The organism is Brevundimonas sp. GCM10030266, assembly GCF_042666595.1.
In the GTDB taxonomy this organism is placed as follows: Bacteria; Pseudomonadota; Alphaproteobacteria; order Caulobacterales; family Caulobacteraceae; genus Brevundimonas.
Map to the genome: position 1 here is coordinate 411,315 of NZ_JBHTCY010000003.1, position 17,207 is coordinate 428,521.

General features: G+C 67.6%; 8 protein-coding genes. 3 read left to right on the forward strand and 5 right to left on the reverse strand.

Annotated elements, in window-relative coordinates; translation table 11 throughout:
- Positions 1-28 precede the first annotated feature (28 nt).
- Positions 29-2,752: a TonB-dependent receptor gene (locus ACFQQC_RS11735; protein WP_376862576.1), complete on the reverse strand. Its 2,724-nt coding sequence runs from the start codon at positions 2,750-2,752 to the stop codon at positions 29-31.
- A gap of 138 nt (positions 2,753-2,890) precedes the next feature.
- The gene (locus ACFQQC_RS11740) at positions 2,891-3,925 is read right to left on the reverse strand and encodes a LacI family DNA-binding transcriptional regulator (RefSeq protein ID WP_376862577.1); all 1,035 of its coding nucleotides are present in this window, start codon (positions 3,923-3,925) and stop codon (positions 2,891-2,893) included.
- A gap of 179 nt (positions 3,926-4,104) precedes the next feature.
- On the opposite strand from ACFQQC_RS11740, the gene ACFQQC_RS11745 reads away from it, so the two are divergent.
- Both ACFQQC_RS11745 and ACFQQC_RS11750 read left to right on the forward strand, forming a co-directional pair.
- On the forward strand, positions 4,105-5,277 hold the full coding sequence (locus tag ACFQQC_RS11745) for an MFS transporter (RefSeq protein ID WP_376862578.1): 1,173 nt from the start codon (positions 4,105-4,107) through the stop codon (positions 5,275-5,277).
- A gap of 72 nt (positions 5,278-5,349) precedes the next feature.
- Entirely contained in the window at positions 5,350-6,543 is a 1,194-nt protein-coding gene (locus ACFQQC_RS11750) for a glycoside hydrolase family 5 protein (protein ID WP_376862579.1), read from the forward strand.
- 128 nt (positions 6,544-6,671) lie between these two features.
- On the opposite strand, the gene ACFQQC_RS11755 is transcribed toward ACFQQC_RS11750, so the two are convergent.
- Together ACFQQC_RS11755 and ACFQQC_RS11760 are read right to left on the reverse strand one after the other, a co-directional pair.
- Positions 6,672-7,928, reverse strand: a complete 1,257-nt coding sequence (locus tag ACFQQC_RS11755; protein WP_376862580.1) for an MFS transporter — start codon at positions 7,926-7,928, stop codon at positions 6,672-6,674.
- Positions 7,925-8,860, reverse strand: coding sequence for an oxidoreductase (locus ACFQQC_RS11760; RefSeq protein WP_376862581.1), 936 nt, complete (start codon positions 8,858-8,860; stop codon positions 7,925-7,927). Before ACFQQC_RS11760 ends, ACFQQC_RS11755 begins: the two co-directional genes overlap by 4 nt.
- A gap of 153 nt (positions 8,861-9,013) precedes the next feature.
- Here ACFQQC_RS11760 and ACFQQC_RS11765 point away from each other — a divergent pair, with 153 nt between their 5' ends.
- A complete protein-coding gene (locus ACFQQC_RS11765; RefSeq protein WP_376862582.1) occupies positions 9,014-9,922 on the forward strand; it encodes an AraC family transcriptional regulator N-terminal domain-containing protein in 909 nt (302 codons plus the stop codon).
- A gap of 263 nt (positions 9,923-10,185) precedes the next feature.
- Here ACFQQC_RS11765 and ACFQQC_RS11770 read toward each other — a convergent pair whose 3' ends face one another.
- Entirely contained in the window at positions 10,186-16,623 is a 6,438-nt protein-coding gene (locus tag ACFQQC_RS11770; RefSeq protein WP_376862583.1) for an IPT/TIG domain-containing protein, read from the reverse strand.
- Between the last annotated feature and the right edge of the window lie 584 nt (positions 16,624-17,207).

Genomic DNA, 17,207 nt, shown 5'->3' on the forward strand with positions numbered 1-17,207 from the left:
CCCAGTCAGGAGACTCAGGGCCGGCGCGTCAGAAATTGGCGCGCAGGCGGATGCCGGTGGTGCGCGGCTGGTTCAGGAACAGGACGTTCACCACCTGGTCCGACACCAGCTGCTTCTCAACGACGGTCTCGTCGAACAGATTGTTGACGTAGCCCTCGATCCGGTAGCGACCGCTCGACGGCTCCCAGCCCGCGCCGATGTTGACTGTTACATAACCCTCCTGGCGCCCCCAGAAGCCGCCCTCGCGTGCGTCGGTGCTGCGCAGGAAAGGGCTGGTCAGGGCGGCGCGCGGATCCACCGTCGCGCCGGCCATGGCAGTCTTGAAGGCGTCGTACGCCGCCGCCGCTGCGGGATCGGTCGGGCGGGCCGTAAACTGGATCACCGGCAGCTCGTTGTAGATGCTCAGGAAGTAGGACGAGCGATAGTTGGCGAGCAGGTGGAAGTCTGCGCGACCGCCGAACAGATCCATCGTCTGCTGCAGGTGTGCGTTCAGATTGATCTTCGACACGTTGGGAAGGTCATTGCCGCCGATATCGATGTTGAAATTGGGCGTACCGTCGCCGTAATCCGTCCCTCGGGTGTCGGTGAGCACCCCATTGTCGGCCTGGGCGTCGATGTATGAGCCGATCAGGTCCAGCCGCATGCCGAACGGAAGGCTGAAGCGCGTCTCGAGTTCGAAGCCCTGAATGGTCGACTGGGCGACATTGATGTTCTGTTGCGAGAACCCGGCGCTGGCGCCGCCGGGCCCCGTGCCGAGCGAAACCAGCGTCTGGAAGACCTGGTCGGCGTAGTCATAGAAGAAGACGTTGGCGTTGATGTCGACGCGGCCGAAGGCGGGTCGGAAGGTGTTCTTGACGCCCAGTTCGTACAGGGTCACCGATTCCGGTGCGAAGGTCGGCGCGGTCGAGACGCCGTTGACCACGATGGTGTCGTTGAAACCGCCCGACTTGTGACCGGTCGAAATCGCGCCATAAAACAGGTGGTCCGAAGTGAGGTCGTATTCGAAACCGACCCGCCAGTCGCTGAACGCGTCCTCGTAGGACCCGACCTGCTCGCCCGGCGCCGAAATCTGGAAGAAGCTGTGCTGCCCGTTCGCCGGGCAGACCTGACCGCCGTATGACGGCTGGGTGTCGGGGCGGTTGACGCACGTCCCGTTCGGGCGCGAGCCGTCCGCGACGCCGGCGATCTGGTCAAGGAAGGTGTCGCGCGCGCCCGGCCTGAACGCGCCCAGGAAATAGCGGGCGGCGGCCTGGTTGTCCCCGGGGGTCGGCGGCGCGTAGCTGTCGCGACCGGTGAAGATGGGACGGAATCCCTCGGTGCCCAGGCGGGTGGTGAAGCAACAGGCGAAGCCGTCCGAACCGAGGCCCAGCGACCAGTTGCCTCCGATCCCGCGCCGCGATTTGTTCTCCTCGGTATAGCGGAAGCCGCCCTTCACCCGCAGTTGGTCGGTCAGCGGATAGGTGATGTCGGCATAGGCCGCGAAGGAGTCGGAGCGGACATCCGGGAAGGTGAATTCGGTGCCGGAGTAGAACTGGCCCTTGTCGACCACCGACAGGAAGCCGACCTGCTGTCGTTCCTCAAAATAGAACAGGCCCGTGGACCAGACGGTTCCGGCGCCGGGCGCGGACGACAGGCGAAGTTCGTGAACATCCGACTCCGACAGGGTCAGCCAGTACTGGGTGCCGAAGTTGTCATAGTCCACATCCTCCGCGCCATAGCCCGGTCGCACCACGCCCTCGCTCGCGGCGTTCACCTGGTAGTAGTCCACGCTGCGGCGGCTGGCGGTGTAGTCCAGCACGGCGGGCCCGAAGTCATAGGAGGCGTTCAGCGCCAGCCCCCAGTTGTCGTTCTCCACGAGGCCCTGCGGCCCGCGATAGAGGACCTCGCGCAGCTCCAGCTGGTCCGGCGTTCCGCCGCCGACGAGACCGTTGCGGATGTTGGTGGCGGGATAGCCGGTGCCGCGCTCCGACTCGAAATCCCCCATGAAGGTCAGGCGGAATCGGTCGTTGGGCTGGTACAGATAGGTCGCCCGCGCCGAAAACAGTTCCTGCTCCCCGGTCGGATCCAGGCTCTGGTCATTGCCGACGTTCTCATAGGCCGTGCCGCGGTCGACGCCGTAAACGGCCAGGCGAAGCGCCTGGTCTTCTCCCAGAGGCAGGTTGACCGCGCCTTCATAACCATAGGTGTCGAGGGCGCCGACCTCGCCCTGGATGAACCCTTCGTTCGATCCCAGACGCGGCATGTTGGGAATGATGTTCAGGGTGCCGGCGACGGCGTTGCGTCCACGCAGCGTGCCCTGCGGACCCTTGGCGACCTCAACACGCGCCAGGTCGAAGAACAGGCCGCCCAGGCCTCGCGGTCGCGGCAGATACACGCCGTTGAGATGGGTGGCGGCGGAAGGGTCGCCGAGCTCGGTGTTGTTGGCCGTGCCGACGCCCCGGATGTAGATCTGGACGTTGCCTTCCTGGTTCGAGATCGACAGGCCGGGGATGGCCGACTGCAGGTCTTCGATCTGGTCGATGCCCACCGCGCGAAGGTCATCGCCCGAGATGGCCTGGGCGACGCCGGCGTAATTCTGCAGCGACTGCTCCCGCCGCTCGGCGGTGACGACGACCTCGCCAAGCTCTGCGGTTTCATCCTGCGTGGTCGGCGCCGGATCGACCTCCTGGGCGTTGGCCAGACCGCCACCCGACACGGACCCCAGCGCCAGCGAGGCGCAGCCAAGCAGCAGCGAACGTTTCAACCGGATCATTATTTTTCCTCCCCGCGGCCCCCGTTTGCCGAGGTTCCTCGTGATGACGCGCCGCAGCCCGCCTGTTTCCCTGAAACACACCTGTGCGGATTTGACAGCGCTGTCAACGCGCTTTGACAGCGCTGTCATAAAACGTGTTCAGTCGAGCGGCCGTGTGGATGAGCGGTCGACAAGCACGAAGTCGACGCGCTCGGCATGGCCGGGCTTTCCGGCCGAGCTCGGCAGAAGCAGGCGGGTTGCGGCCGCCGCCATCTCGGCCACGGGTTGGCGGATGGTCGTGAGAGGCGGTGTGCTGAGCAGGGCGCTCGGCGTGTCGTCGAACCCGCAGACCGCGAGCGAGGCGGGCGTGGCCACCCCGAGGGCCGCCGCTGCGTTGAGCACGCCCAGCGCCATGTCGTCATTACTGGCGAAGATCGCCGTCGGCCGTTCGGCATGCCCCAGGATGGCGGCGCCCGCCCGGCGACCCGAATCAAAGGTGAAGTCGCCGTCCACGATCAGGTCCGGATCGACCGGAAGGCCTTGGCGCGCCATGGCCGCTTCGAAGCCCTCCTGCCGCTTGCGGCTGGCCGCATAGCCAGACGGCCCTGCGATGAATCCGATGCGGCGATGGCCCAGGGCGATCAGGTGGGCGGTCATGTCCGCCGCCGCCTGTCGGTCGTCCATGAAGACCCTCATGCCGCGCTCCAGGTCGACCTCGGCGCCGAGCCGGACGAAGGGCGTGCCGTTGCGCTCGAGCACATCAAGCACCCGCGCGTCATCCGAATTCGGCGGGGTCAACAAAACGCCATCCGGCTTCAACGACCGCAACAGGGAGAACAGCCAGGTCTCCAGGGTAGGCGAGCCGTAATCGACCAGCTCGACCATCAGGTGGTAGCCCGCTTTCCGGCACTCCACGAGCGCCCCGTATTCCAGCCGGCTGAGGTAGTCGTTGCCGCGCCCGCTGCGCCAGTGTTCAAGCGTCAGTTCGGCGTCCACGAACGCTGCGATGAGATAGGAAGAGGCCCCCGCCAGGCTCCGGGCCGACAGATTCGGGCGATAGTTGAGCGTCGCGACGGCGCTTTGCACCTTCTGCTCCAGCGCCGGGCTGACGTTGGGACCCCGGTTCAGAACCCGCGAGACCGATTTGATGGATACGCCCGCCAAGGCGGCGACATCGTAAATGGTCGCGGTCATTGTTGCGGTCACCTCACCGGCGCAGTCCGCCGCCGTTCCGCCGATATGCGGCGGACGTGCGCCCCGGCGCAAGATTCCGCTCGCGCCCGAATGCCGTTTTCGCCACTCTCGCCGCCATGAGGGCAGTCGAACACCGGGCGGACAGTCCGCAAACGCCCGTTGGCGCAGGCTTCGTCCTGATGTTGACGCTGGCCTATATCGGCGCCTTCGTCGCCTTTGTTCCCTTGCTCACCCTGCTGGTGCCCCTTCGGGCCGAAGCGCTCGCGCCGACTGACAAAGTCGGCCTCCTGAGCCTGGTCACCCTCTGGGGCGCGGTGATCGCCAGCGTCGCCAATGTCGCCGTGGGCTGGGCGAGCGATCGGACTCGCAATCCGCTGGGCCGGCGCCGTCCCTGGATCCTGGCAGGCCTGGTCGGGGTGCTTCTCGCCTACGGCGTCATCGCGACGGCGCCGACGCCCGGGCGGCTGATCGCGGGTGTGATGCTGTTCCAGCTGGCGTTCAACATGCTGTTCGCCCCGCTCACCGCCATCCTGGCGGACCAGGCGCCTGACCGGCAGAAAGGTGGCGTCGCCGCCTTTCTCGGTCTGGGCGCCCCCGTGGGCGCCGCCAGCGGCGTGCTGGTCACCGCCCCTGCCCTGCCTGAAGGCGCACTGCGGCTGTTCGTGTTGGGCCTGCTGGTCACGGCCTGCCTTCTGCCCCTGCTGCTGTGCCTGCGGGATACGACGCCGCCGCCGTCCGAAGACGGTCACGCGCTCCCACGTGATCGCCTCTCCCGGGATTTTGGCTTTACCTGGAGCTCCCGGTTCTGCCTGCAGATCGCCGCCAGCGTTGTGAACGCCTATATGCTTTTCTACCTCGCTGACCACGCCCGGTACGCGGAGCATTTCCCCGGCGCTTCGGTCGAGAGCGGACTGGCGCGGCTGATCGCCTTATCGACCCTCTTCACGGTGCTGTCCGGCTTTCTTGGCGGTCTCGCGTCGGACCGCCTGAACCACCGCAAGGGGTTCATCGTGCTGGCCGCACTTCTGATGGCGACCGGCCTGATCGTTTTCGCCGTCTCGCCCGGCTGGCCCGGCCCCCTCATCGGCTACGTCGTCTACGGCGTCGGTTTTGGTCTCTACACGACGGTCGACGCAGCCCTTGTCGCCCAGGTGTTGCCGTCCCGTCGCGATTCGGCCCGTGACCTCGGCATCATGAATCTCACCAACACCTTGCCGGCCATCCTCGCCCCCGCTCTGGCGCTCGCGGCTCTCGGGCCCGACCGCGCGGATTGGCCCCGATTGATGACACTACTGGCGGTCATCGCGATCGCCGGCGGCTTGATGGTTCTGGGCGTGCGCAAGGTGCGCTGATGCTTTCGTGGCAGGACGCGCCGCCTCTGATTCCGCCTGCTGGCATAGACCTGGATCCGCTGGAGAGCTGCCATGCCATTTTTCTATTCCCCGCGCCTCGCCGCCGCCGTCCTCGCGGGGCTGCTGTCGGCGACCGTTGAACCATCAACCGTTGCCGCCGCAGCGCCGCCCGTCGCCGCGGACAAGGTCCTGCCGCTGACCAGGGCCATGCCTGCGGAACGCCCCACGGCGCGTGAAGCGAGCGACGCCATGGGTCACGGTTTCAATCTCGGTCAGATGTTCGACAACGACCAGCACCCGCCGACGCTTGCCGCCGCCCGGGGTAAGATCGATGCCTATTACGCCCGAGGCTTTCGCGTGGTGCGGATCCCGGTGACCTGGACGGAACCGGTCAGCGGAAGCACCCTTGCCGATCCCCAGTCAGGCCTGCTGGATTCGGAGGCGCCGCGCTTCACCGAACTGGCGGCCGTGATCGACTATGCCCTGTCGAAGGCGGGTTTGTATGTGGTGCTCAACGCTCACCATGAACGCGGGCTCAAGGATCGTGGCGACGCCGGCGCCCTCGCCACCCTCTGGTCTGATATCGCCACGCAGTTCCGCGACCGGGACGGGCGGCTTATGTATGAGATCCTCAACGAACCCCATCTGTCCAACCATGAGCCGATGGCGCCCGAGACGCTGCGCGCGATGACCGGCGAAGCCTATGCGCGGATCCGCGCCCGCGATCCGCAGCGCATCCTCATCATCGGGGGGAACCAATGGTTCGGCGCCGCCGAAATGGCGGCGGCCTGGCCGACGCTCGACGTCGTGGGCGGCGGCGCGGACGAGTATCTGATGGCGACCTTTCACCACTACAATCCGTGGGCTTTCAACGGAGACAATCAGGGCGACTACGCCGATCCCTGGACCGAAGAGGATATGGACGGCCCGATGCGGACCATGGCGGCCTGGGCGGATGGCCCTGGCGGCGGCATGCCGGTCTTCATCGGGGAATGGGGCGTGGGCTGGAACAGCATCCTCCCCACAATGACCTGCAACAATGTGCGCCTGTGGTACGCCCTCTTTGTTGCCCGTCATGCCAGGGCGCACGCGATGCCCACTGCCGTCTGGGACGATGGCGGGTGGTTCGAGCTCTATGATCATGGCTCGGAGCGCTTCTCCAGCAACTTGATTGACTGCATCGACGGCGCCTGCAGCTGGGACGGTTCGGAGCGCTTCAATCCCGGTTGCCTGGACACCCGCCCAGCGGACGCCCGGTCGACCTGAGCCCAAGCCTCAAACCGACTTCGAGTGTCCCGATTGCGTGGTTCGCGGGGCCTCTCGCCCGCGACACTCTGGCGCTGGCGCTTATTGGAAACCTCTGGACCACTCCCGCTCGACTGCCAGCGGATGGGTCAGGCAGAACTGGATCTCATACGGTTGCCTGCGGCCGTCAGCGCGAGCGCTGTCAGGACTGAAAATGCAGGTCCGATGAGCAGCGCCAGTCCCAAGCCGTTAGCGAGGCCAGCCTCGGCTGCACCGTCGCTAACGAGTCCGACCATTACCGGTGCGAGGGCGGGGCCTAACAGGCCCGATGCGATCAGCCCGAGGCTCGACGCCAAGGCTTCCTTTCCCGGACCGGCGATCCGGTGCCCCGCGCCAAACACCCAAGGCAGGAGGAAGGCGAAGCCCAGCATGGCCGGGACGGACAGGGTTATCGCCATCCACCCCGTTGGCGCGAACAGGGCTCCTGTCGTGGATGCCGCCCCCACGACGAGCAGGATTGCCGGCGCGAGGAGAGGATGACGCGTATTGCGCCGCATGGCGCGATCAAACATGCGTCCCCCGGCCAAGGCGCCGATGACGCCGGTCAGACCCTGAAGCAGGCCGAATGACAGGCCGACCTGAGCGGTCGTAAACCCGTGCGTGCGGATCAGGAAAGGAGCGGTGAAGGTATAGAAGGGCGCAGTGGCGAATCCGACGGCCAGCGCCGCGACCATCAACCAGCGGAAGGCCGGAACTGTCAGGAGGCGCATCGCGGAGCGGGAGAACGGTTCAACCTGCTCCGGCCGGGGCCGGAGCGGCGGCGTCGAACCGGCCGCAAACCAGGCGATCAGAGCCACTGTCAGGCCGAGCGCGCCGGCGCCGAGGAAGGCGGCGCGCCAGCCGAAGGCCTCATCGATGAGCCCGCCGCCAATGAAGCCGATCATGGTGCCCAACGGAATGCCCATGGCGAACAGACCGATGGCGACCCCGCGCTTCTCCGGTGCGATCCGGCGGGCGATCAGGGCATGGGCTGACGGAGTTCCGCCGGCTTCCCCCACGGCGACGCCCAGCCGGGTCAAGGCCAGCACGACGAAGCCGCTGGCGAGACCGCCGAGTCCCGTCATCAGGCTCCAGACGAGCAAACAGGCCAGAAGAACGAGCCGCGGTGATCCACGATCCGCCGCCCGCGCCAACGGCAGGGAGAACAGGGTGTAGCAGACCGCGAACGCCAAACCGGTAATCAGGCCAAGCTCGGTGTCGCTCAGACCCAAGTCCGTACGGATGGATTCGGCCAGAATATAGGGCAGGATCCGATCAATCTGGCTGAAGATGCTGACCAGGGTTAGCGCGGCTAGTAGGGCCCAAGCGCGCGGACCGTGCACGAACTCTCGGCTTGCCGTCGTCATTGGAAGGTCACGCCGGTGAGGTTTTCGGACGCAGTCCACAATCTCGCCGCGGCGGCGGTGTCGAGGGCCGCAGCGGGACAACGCGCCGAGCTGGGATGACCGCGTGTCTCGGCCAGTCCATCCGGCCCGTAGTAGCCGCCCGGCCTCGCGCCTGGATCGGTCGCTGCGTACAAGGTCGGCAGGGCGCCCTGCGACGGCGGCTGCATCATCACCGCGCGTACAACGCGATAGATCATCGGAACGCGGCGGCCTGCGCCGGGCGCGTTATCAAGCAGTTCGGTGCTCGACAGGCCGGGGTGGGCGGCCAAGCTGCTTAAACCCCATCCGTTCGTCTCGCTGCGTCGCTGGAGTTCGAGCGCGAACATCAGGCAGGCCAGCTTGGACTGACTGTAGATCGCCATTGGATCATAGGCCTTGCGGCTTGCCTGAAGGTCGTCGAAGTCAATCGCTCCGCGACGAGCCGCAACGCTGGAGAGCGTGACGACGCGCGAGCTGCCCGCCGCTCGCAGCAGCGGCAAGAGCCGCCCGGTAAGTGCGAAATGCCCAAGGTAGTTTGTGCCGAGTTGCAGCTCGAAGCCGTCGGCGGTCTCCATGCGGCGGACCGGCCGCATCACGCCCGCGTTGTTGATCAAAATGTCCAGTCGGGAGATCTGGTTCGTCAGGCGCGACGCGAAGTTCTCAATCGACGTCAGGTCGGCCAGGTCCAGGACCTCGAAGCGAACCTGCGCCGACGAGACCTCTCGCCGGATGCGGTCGACGCTGGCTGCGCCCTTGTCCGGATTTCGGCTGGCCAGGATCACGTCGGCCCCGGCCCGCGCCAGCTCCAGCGCGTCCTCAAAGCCGAGTCCGCCGGCGCCGGTCACGATCGCGGTTCGGCCGGCTTGGGGGGTAATGTCACGGGTCGTCCATCGCGTCATGGCGTAGGCTTTCATCGATGTGGGCTTCGAACGCCCAAAGCCTGTCGTCTCCGCGTCATCTTGCGAATGTCGGAACTCTCAAGTTTTTTGCCTGATCCTCCAGCCTCGGTTGGCGCCCTGGAGGGGCCTGACTAACTTGCCTCCATCGTCCGATAAGGATCTGCAACCATGTCGAATGCCCTGACGACCGCCATCTGCACCCTTCTGGATGACCGGGAGATCGTCGACGGTGCGTACGAGACCCCGGTCCCGGGCTTTCGCGTTCTGAGAACGCACACGGGGGTGCCGCCCCGCCACATGGGGTATCGCCCGTCTCTCTGCGTTGTCGCCCAGGGGGCCAAGGAAATGCTCGTCGGCGACACCGCAGTGACCTATGGCGAGATGCAGTGCCTGGTCGTGACGATCGAGGCGCCGGTGCTCAGCCAGATCGTCCGGGCGTCGCCCGAACGACCGTTCGCGGGGTGCGTGCTGAATCTGGATCCGGACATTCTGTTCGACGTCGCGTCTCGCCTCGAGAACGTGCCTGCGCGTGGAATCTCTGACTTTGGCATGACAGTCACTGATCTCGATGACCGGATCACATGGTCCCTGATCCGACTGCTTGAGATCGCGGATCAGCCGGACGCTGTCGAAATCCTCTATCCGGGCGTCATGAAAGAGATCGCCTACTGGCTGCTGACCGGACCGGCCGGCCGGAACATCGCCCGAATGGTGCTGCCGGATGGGCCTTCCCAGAAGATCGTTCGCGCGATCCATCAAATGCGCGATCACTTCGAGACGCCGCTCAGCGTGGCCCAACTGGCGGGGGCGGCGGGGATGAGTCCGTCGGCCTTCCACCAGCATTTCAAGGCCATGACGTCAATGGCGCCGCTTCAGTATCAAAAGCACCTGCGGCTCTTGGAAGCGCGCCGCCGGATGCTGACGGACGGGGAGAAAGCCGGTACCGCCGCCCACTCCGTCGGCTACGAGAGTGTCTCCCAGTTTAGTCGCGAATACGCCCGCATGTTTGGCTCACCGCCCCGGCGGGAGACCCAGGCCGCGCGCGCAGCGGCTGCCGAGACTCAGTCGGTTCACTAGAGCGTCCTGACGTTTGCGGGCCGGCAGTGCGCGTCGAGGTCGCGGTTCGGTCTCGGATTGTGGTCGCTGTTGGCGAAGGGCTGACGAAACAGGCCTACCAGCCCGCTGAGGCGGTGAGCCGTCTGGTCGATTCCGCGGCAGCGCGAGGCACGCGACACGTGCGTTCGCCAGACAGAAACGCCGCGCGATCCGCAGGGACCGCGCGGCGTTTCATGTCCGAACTGATCGGAGCCGCGGGGATCGCCGCGGCTCCTGTCCGGTCCCTACCAGCCGTACTTCAGGCGGATGTTCGCGCCTTGGCTGGTGCTCGCGTCGCCGAGGTTGGCCCGATAACCGAGGTTGAGCATCATCCGGTCGCTCAGCGACCATTCGGCCCCCAGGTCGAGGTTGATCGCGTTGCGCGACCAGGCGTCCAGCGGGACCAGATAGGTCGGGCTGGCGGCCCAGTCGGCGTAGCGAACGCCCTGCGCCCCGACATCCTCCAGCTCGTGCGACCACTCCAGACGTGCGCTGGGCGTGATCCGGCCGAAGCGACGCGTCTCCACCGTCCAGCGCCAGGCGGCTCCGAGATTGGCCGACAGACTGCTCTGGTCGACCGCATCCCAGACCAGGGCGGCACGGCCGACGCCGGTCTCGGTGAAACCGTTCAGGCTGATCTCACGGGCGTCCACGCGGGCGTAGAGGTCCGCCGTCATTCCGCCGCCGCGCAGCAGCCGCCCGAAGGCCGCCGAAGCGAAGCGGACGTCGCCCGAGCGTTCGGACATCGCATAGCCGTCCGGCTGGCCGCCCAGACCCTCCGCCCAGCGCCGGGCGTCGAAGTCCAGGTCGGCGTAACCGATCACCCCGTCCACATAGAAGGCCTCGGCCGGACGCCAGCTGGCGTACAGGGCCCCGGTCAGGGCCGAGCCTTCGGAGACCGATCCGTTGTCGCCGATCTTCGTCTTGTCCTCGCCGTAGCCGAGGCCGCCGCCGAGGATCAGGCTGTCGCCGACCCGCACGTCCAGGCCCGCCGTCACTCCTTGCGTGGTGAAGCGATAGTCGCGCTGGCCTTGGGCGTCTTGGCGGCCCCAGTCCACCGAACCGGCGGTCCAGAAGCCGACGCTCGAGCCGCCCTCGCGGCCGGCGCCGCCGACCAACGGCGCGGCGCCGAGACGGTCCCCGCCGGAGGTCGAGGCCTGCGGTCCGGCGTTGCGGCCGGCCCAGAGATCGAGCCCCAGCATCTCTCGCGAACGATCGTCGCGGGCGCCCGGATCGACCTCATCGCGCACCCCCAGCTGACGGCGCAGGGCCGTCCGCGGGTCATTGTCCAGATCGGACTGACCGCCGAAGCCCACATTCAGGCTCAGGCCGTTCGACGAGTCGTTGGTCCCGTCGTGCAGCGCCTGCAGACGACGCTGGAAATTGTTGAGCTGGGCGTCGGCGAAGCGTCGGGCCGAGGTGACTTGGGCGGTCGCCACGCCCCGCACCTCAGCGCTCTGGGACGGATCCGGCCGGGCCTCAACCGCGATGGTCAGGGTTCCGTCGGTCGTGCCGGTCGAGTTGGTCAGGCTGAAGGTCACCGTCGCCTCGCCGCTGAAGGCGCCGTCCGGGGTGAAGGTCAGATCCCAGGCGGCGCCTGATCCGGCGATGGTCGCCGTACCGGCATCGGCCGGATCAATCGAGACCACGGCCGCGCCGCTGAAGGGCCCGCCGATCGTGTCGCTGATGCGAACCGTCACCGGCACGCCCTGCAGGGTCTCCGCCGTCAGGGCCTGGGCGCCGGGGACCAGGTTCGACACCAGGTCGATCCGGCCCGTCGCCGAACTGCCGAATGGCAGGTCGATGACATAGTCCAGCGAGGTCGCCCCGCCATTGGCGACGCCGGGCGTGAAGACGATGTCCAGCCCGTTGACGGTCGCCGTCCCGAAGTCCGGCGCGCGGGTGATCCGCACCGCATTGAACGGTCCGCCGACCAGGCCCGACGTCGGCGAGATCGTCACCGAGGCGTTGGAAGCGGTCGAGGCCGTCAGGTCGGGCGCCTTGCCCGCCACCTGGAAGGTGAAGACAGCCGGAGCCGACTCCCCGCCGGGGCCGGAGGCGATTACCGAGACGGTGTCCGTCCCCATGAAGTCGGCCGCCGGTGTATAGGTCAGGGTCCAGGGCGCGCCGGCGGAGCCGTCGCCGCTGATCGTTGCAGAGCCGTTCTGGCCATCTGCGCCCACGCGGACGTCATCGAAGACGCCCGAGGACAGGGCGCTGAGATCCACCGTCACCGGCTGGACGCCGCCGCCCGCGGGCGGTGTCACCACGACCGGGTCCGTCGGCGGGGTCACCACCGGCGGAGGCGGCGCCGCCACCGTAAGGCTGACCGTCGCCGGGGACGAGGTCCCGCCGGGCCCCGTCGCGGCGAAGCTGAAGCTGTCCGGACCGAAATAGCCGGCTGTCGGCGTGTAGGTGACCACATCCCCGCTAACGGAGAGCGCGCCATGGGCGGGTCCCGACGTGATCGACACGCTGGTGTGCGCACCGCCGCTGATGGCGTTCGACAGGTCGATCCGGGAACCGCCGCTGTTGTAGGACACGAAAATCCCCGAGACGTCGGCGACGACTGGCGGGCTCAGGTTCACAACGAAGCTCTGCTGCGCTTGGGGGGCGGGGTTCCAGTTAGAATCCCCCGCCTGGTCGGCGTTGAGAATGCAGGAGCCGGCGCCGGTGAAGTGCACCGTGGACCCGGTCAAGACACAGCCCGTGCTGGAGGGGGCCAGACGGATCTCGACCGTCAGGCCCGAGGTCGCGCTCGCGGTCGCCGTGTAGTCGGGGCCGGGAACGGTCGCGGGAGCCGGGGCCGCGGAGGTGAAGCTCACTGTCTGGACGCCCCTAGCGATCATCACCGAAATGATCGGGCCGATGGCCGTGACCGGGACCGCCTGGGCGTCGGTGACGCGCAGCTGGTAGCTGAACGCACCCGCCACGGTCGGTGTGCCGGACACCAGGCCGGTCGCGGCGTCCAGGCTGACCCCGGGCGGCAGGGCGCCGGCGTTCAGGGCATAGGCGTAAGGCGCCACGCCGCCCGTCGCGGTGTTCGCCTGGCTGTAGTCGGCTCCGACCTGCTGGCCCGATGCGGGAGCCGCACCGAGGGCCAGATGGGCGGGGGTGACAGTGAAGCTGCGAGACGCCGGCGTCGCGGCGCTCCAAGCCGTATTGCCCGCCTGCTCCGCGCGAATGGTGCAGGTCCCCGTCTGCACCAGGGTCAGGCTGCTTCCGGCCACGGTGCACACGGCGCCGGTCTCTGAGGTGAACGTCACCGCCAAACCGGAGGTCGCGGTCGCCGCCAGGGTCAGGGGAGACGCCGACAGCGAGGCGGTCCCCAGGACGTCGAAGGTGATCGTCTGGGCGCCTTGGCCTACCGTAAGGACCAGCGAACGCGTGCCGGAGTAGGTCCCGCCGGTCGTGGCGTCGGTGGCGCGGATGGTGATCGGGAAGGCGCCCGCCTCAGTCGGCGTCCCCGACAGGACTCCGGCGGCCGAGAGCGTCACGCCGTCGGGAAGCGCGCCGCCGTCAAGGGCGAAGCTGTATCCGGCGGTGCCGCCCGAAGCGGTCAGGGTCTGGCTGAAGAAGACGTTCACCGTGGCCCCGGGCAAGGCGGTCGGGCTGACGACGATGGTCGGCGCGCCAACCGTCAGGCTGTAGGCGGCGCTGCCCGAATAGGCGTTGCCGCTGCTGTCGGTCGCGGTGACGGTGAAGTTGAAGGTTCCGCTGCCCGTGGGGGTCCCGGCGATGGCGCCGTTCTGCAGCGTCAGGCCTAGTGGCAGCGCGCCGGCGGTCACGCCGTAGGTGTACGGGGAAATCCCGCCGGCGGCGGTCAGCGACTGGGCGTAGGCGACGCCCGCCTGCGCCCCCGGGAGGGACCCGGCAGCCGGTGAAAGGCTGATGCTGGGCGCCGTGATCGATAGGGGCGCCGAGAACGAACTCGTGAAAGCGCCTGTTCCGGTCGAACTGTCGGTCAGCGTGACGATGACGGTGGCGTTTACGGCTGTCGTCGGCGTGCCGGAGATGACGCCCGAGCTGCTCATCGTCAGGCCGGCCGGAAGGCCGCTGGCCGAGAAGCCGGAATAGGGGCCGACGCCGCCGGTCACGGTCACGGCGGCGCCGCCGCCGTTGTAGGGCGTCCCTACCGTCCCGCTCGCGGCCGGCAGTGCGCCGGAGAAGGTCGGATCGCCGAGCGGGATCGTGACCGTCGCCGTATTGGACGTGCCGCCGGCGTTGCTCGCGGTCCAGCCGAAGCTGTCATTGCCGCGCACGCCGACGGGGGCCGTATAGGTCACCAGACCGGCATTGCTGATGCTGACCGAGCCGCCGCGAACCGTCTGTGCGGAGGTCACTGCGTAGTTCGTGGGGCTGTTGCTGGCTTGGCCGGCCACGCTGAAAACGGTCGGCGCTGCGCCGCCGCTGTTATAGGCGAGCGTCCCGATGGTCGAGGAAGACGCCACCGGCGCCGGAGGGGCGCTGATGGTCAGGACAGCCGAGACTGTCGCCGTGAAGGGACCGGCCCCCAACGAACTGTCGGTAGTCGTGAAATTCAGGGTGTAGGTCCCGGCAACGGTCGGCGTCCCCGACAGGACGCGGGTCCCGGCGTTGAAGGTCATTCCGTTGGGGAGGCCGCTGATGCCGGTCACTGAATAGGTGGCTCGCCCGCCCGAAAACTCCAGCGCCGTAGCGCCGCTGTTATAGGCGGTTCCGACCGTGGCGGTCACCGACGGCAGGGTGACGGCCAGGGTCGGATTGCCGATCGTGACGGTTAACGTCGCCGTGCTGGAGGTCCCGCCCTGGTTACTCGCGGTCCAGGTGAAGCTGTCGTTGGCGCTCCGGTAGCCGACGGGAGGCGTGTAGGTGGCCTGGCCCGCGCTGTTGACGGTGACCGAGCCCCCCTGCGCCGTCGTCGCCGAACCCACCGCATAGCTGGTCGGCGCACCGCCACCAGACAGATAGAAGCTGAGATCGATCCCTGTCGTCAGGTTCGATCCCTCATTGTAGGCGATGATCGACCCGTAAGTCTGCGAGGTCGCCACCGGCGACGCGGCGTAGGTGAACTGGTTGGCGGCGCTTGCAGCGCTCGTCCCTCCCGGTGTCGCGACCTGGATGTTGATGGTCCCGGCGGTCCTCGCCGGCGATGTGGCCGTGATCTGGGTGTTGCTGTTGATCGTGTAGGTGGCCGCTGTCCCGCCGAAGCTGACCGCCCCGGTGGCGTTCGCCGCCGAGAACCCGGTCCCGGTGATGGTCACGCTCTGGCCGCCGGTCGGCGAACCGGCGTTGGGCGAAACCGAGGTCACAGTCGGCGCCGCCACATAGGTGAAGCGATCCGCCGTCGAGGTGGCGCTCGTTCCGCCCGGCGTCGTGACGGTGATGTCGTAGACCCCCGCTGAGTTGGCCGGCGAGGTGGCCGTGATCTGGGTGTCGCTGTTGACGGTGTAGGTCGCGCTCGCGGCCCCGAACCGGACCGCGCCGGCGGCCGGCGCCCCCGAGAAGCCGGCGCCGGTGATGGTCACCGACGTGCCGCCGGCGGTCGGGCCGGCGTTGGGCGAGATCGCAGTGACGGTGGGCGCCGCGACATAGGTGAACTTGTCCGCGGCGGAGATCGCGCTGGTTCCGCCCGGCGTGGTGACCCGGACATCATAGACTCCGGGCGCGTTCGCAGGCGCAACGGCCGTGATCTGGGTCGCGCTGTTGACCGTGTACTGGGTTGCATTGGCCGATCCGAACCGGACAGCGGAGGCCCCGCTCAGGCCGCTGAAGCCCGTGCCGGTGATGACGACGCTGGTCCCGCCGGCCGTGGGCCCGGCCTGGGGCGCAATCGCGGTTACGGTGGGCGGGTTGACGTAGGTGAAGGTGGCGGTCGCCGTCCCGCCGATGGTGGTGACAGTCACGGGCACCGGGCCGGCCGCGTGCGCTGGCAGGTTGAAAGTGATGGCCGTGGTCGTCGTCGTGTTCGGCGTCACGGAGACGCCGTCAACTGTCAGGGTCGGGTTCTCGAAATTCGTGCCCTGGAGGCTTGCGGTGGTTCCGGTCGTCGGTCCGGCGCTGGGGTTCAGGCTCGTGATGGTTGGTGGAACCGGCGCGACGCCGTTCAGCGTCGCCGACGTGAACTCGCCGAAATAATCCACGCCCTGGGGCGCCCAGGCGCCGATCACCAGGGTTCCGCCCCCTGCCGCCGAAAGGCTGTTGATGCGGTTGAGAACATTGGACCCGAGCGTGATGTCGCTCCCGGCGGTCGAGGTCCGGGTGGCGATGGCGGTGGCGTTGCGCACCGTGGCCTGGCCGCCGCCGTCCGTTGACGGCGTTCCATTCAGCAAGACGAAGGTGATGGTGTGAGCGGCGCCGCTGTATTGCCAGTAGTTGTAGCTCAGCTCGGCCGAGTCGAAGACCCGGTTGGCCGGCACCGCGAAAGTGAAATAGGCCAGTTCATAGCCCGTGCCGTTCGAGGGCGTTTCGCCGTACAGCACGCCGGCGTTAGGATAGTAGTTCTGGTCGTTCCAGCCGACGCCGGAGCGGGCGCCGTTGACAGTCACCTGGCTTTGCGCGGCGGCCGGACCCGCGGCGAACAGGGCGATGAAAAGCAGGGCGAAAAGGAGCATCGCCTGTGAGGCGACGCGGCTGGCCCCTGCCGTGAACGAGTGTTCGCGCCCTGCAACCCCGCCGGATCGCGTCATCAGATCGAAAGCCATGGTCGTCCATCCCACCGTCCGCCGGCCCCCCTCGAGCCCGCCCCCAAACGGCGTCGATCAGCCCGAAGGTGATCGAAAGTGGCGTGCAACCTAACGCCAAACGACGCTACGGGAAACTGTGATTTCCCTGATACACCCACGACTTATCATCGCCGCCGACCTGTGAAGTTCGTAAGACGGGCGACGTTATTCCGTCAGAATGGATCCGAAGTTCGCGGCCATGGCCGTTCCGCTTGCGGCAGGTGGCGACCTGACGCCGCGCGACGAGCCGAAGCGCCGACGTCAGGGCAGCCGGCGATCAGCGGGGCGCAATCGTGGTGCTGGCCGGGATGCCGGTGTTCACGCATCTAACGCCGGGACTTATCAGTCGAGCCCCTGCATGAGGGTCAGAACAGCCATAAGCCCCAAGGCGCCGATCAGAAGGGTGATCAGCATCAGTTCGAACCAGTCCGGGCGGCGTCCTTGCATACCCCTGGTTGCCACAGGTGACCGCGGTTCGTCCATCGCTCGCGGCCCGGCGCGCGCCGCGGGGGGCGGGATGGTGGCGCCGGGCCGCTGCGCACGATGCGCGCGCGATCATTCTA

Bases quoted from the DNA above. Each gene is read 5' to 3' on its own strand.
- ACFQQC_RS11735 (WP_376862576.1), bottom strand. From the start codon at position 2,752: ATGATCCGGTTGAAACGTTCGCTGCTGCTTGGCTGCGCCTCGCTGGCG.
- ACFQQC_RS11740 (WP_376862577.1), bottom strand. From the start codon at position 3,925: ATGACCGCGACCATTTACGATGTCGCCGCCTTGGCGGGCGTATCCATC.
- ACFQQC_RS11745 (WP_376862578.1), top strand. From the start codon at position 4,105: ATGTTGACGCTGGCCTATATCGGCGCCTTCGTCGCCTTTGTTCCCTTG.
- ACFQQC_RS11750 (WP_376862579.1), top strand. From the start codon at position 5,350: ATGCCATTTTTCTATTCCCCGCGCCTCGCCGCCGCCGTCCTCGCGGGG.
- ACFQQC_RS11755 (WP_376862580.1), bottom strand. From the start codon at position 7,928: ATGACGACGGCAAGCCGAGAGTTCGTGCACGGTCCGCGCGCTTGGGCC.
- ACFQQC_RS11760 (WP_376862581.1), bottom strand. From the start codon at position 8,860: ATGAAAGCCTACGCCATGACGCGATGGACGACCCGTGACATTACCCCC.
- ACFQQC_RS11765 (WP_376862582.1), top strand. From the start codon at position 9,014: ATGTCGAATGCCCTGACGACCGCCATCTGCACCCTTCTGGATGACCGG.
- ACFQQC_RS11770 (WP_376862583.1), bottom strand. From the start codon at position 16,623: ATGGCTTTCGATCTGATGACGCGATCCGGCGGGGTTGCAGGGCGCGAA.